Origin of the sequence: Micromonospora sp. LOL_025 (genome assembly GCF_048060285.1) — a bacterium.
Taxonomy (GTDB): Bacteria; Actinomycetota; Actinomycetes; order Mycobacteriales; family Micromonosporaceae; genus Micromonospora.
The window spans coordinates 1-1,167 of sequence record NZ_JBHMIR010000095.1; the positions used below are offsets into that span (position 1 = coordinate 1).

General features: G+C 71.9%; 1 protein-coding gene. It reads left to right on the forward strand.

Annotation, left to right across the window (positions count from 1 at the left end; all coding sequences use genetic code 11):
- Nucleotides 1-99: 99 nt before the first annotated feature.
- Nucleotides 100-1,167: IS110 family transposase (locus ACFHW0_RS31625; RefSeq protein WP_416613288.1), on the forward strand; the 1,068-nt coding region annotated here is incomplete at its 3' end.

The window sequence follows — 1,167 nt, forward strand, 5'->3', positions numbered from 1 at the left end:
AGGAGCTTGACCGCCAGTTAGCGGCTGGCGTGTCTCATCACAGTCCTGCCATCTCCGCACCGGACCGGACCTCGCGTCCCCACGGTGAGGAGAGAACGCATGTCCATGCTGGCAGATCTGGTCGAGGTCGTCATCGGCGTCGACACGCACAAAGACACCCACACCGCCGCCGTGCTCGACACCCGCACCGGCGGGGTCCTGGCCCGGGCCACGGTGAACACCAACCCGGACGGCTACGCCGAGTTGATGGCCCTGGCCGAGCGGCACTCGGGGCTGCGGGCGTGGGCGTTGGAGGGCTCGGGCGGCTACGGCGCTGGCCTGGCCCGGCACCTGGCCGACGCCGGCGAGCTGGCCGTCGAGCTGGACCGTCCGCTGCGCCCGGCTCGCCGTGGCGGGGCGAAGTCCGACCCGATCGACGCCGAACACGCTACCCGCGACGCCCTGGCCCGCACCCGCCTGGCGCAACCCAAGACCGGCCCCGAACGGGCGGCGTTGCAGGCACGGCTGACCGCTCGTCGGGCCGCCGTGGAGGCCAGCGCCACCGCTCAGCGGCAACTGCACGCGATGGTGATCACCGCCCCCGAGGCGGTGCGGGCCCGCTTCCGCGGCCAGAGCACCCGAGCCATGCTCACCACCGCCATCCGCCTACGCCCCACCAGCAACGCCGACGTCGACGTGTTCACGAGCCTGACCGTGCTGCGCGACCTCGCCCGCCGGGCCCGTTTCCTTGAGGCCGAAACCACCGCACACGAGAAGGCGATCCGGACGATCGTGCGCTCCTGGCGACCGGACCTGCTCACTCTCACCGGCGTCGGACCGATCGTCGCCGCGACCGTGCTCACCGCCTGGTCCCACCCCGGACGCTGCCACAACGACGCCGCGTTCGCCATGCTCGCCGGCGCCGCCCCCATCCCCGCCTCATCCGGCAAGACCGTCCGCTACCGCCCCAACCGCTCAGGCGACCACCAACTCAACCGCGCCCTGCACACCGTCGTCCTGACCCGCCTCCAACGCGACGAGCCACCCGCGCCTACGCCGAGCGCCGCCGCGCCCAAGGCAAAACCGACCGAGAGATCAAACGCTGCCTCAAACGCTACGTCGCCCGAGACCTCTACCGACGCCTCGAAAACCCACCCCAGCCACTTGACGCGCCATAGGAGCGTCCCC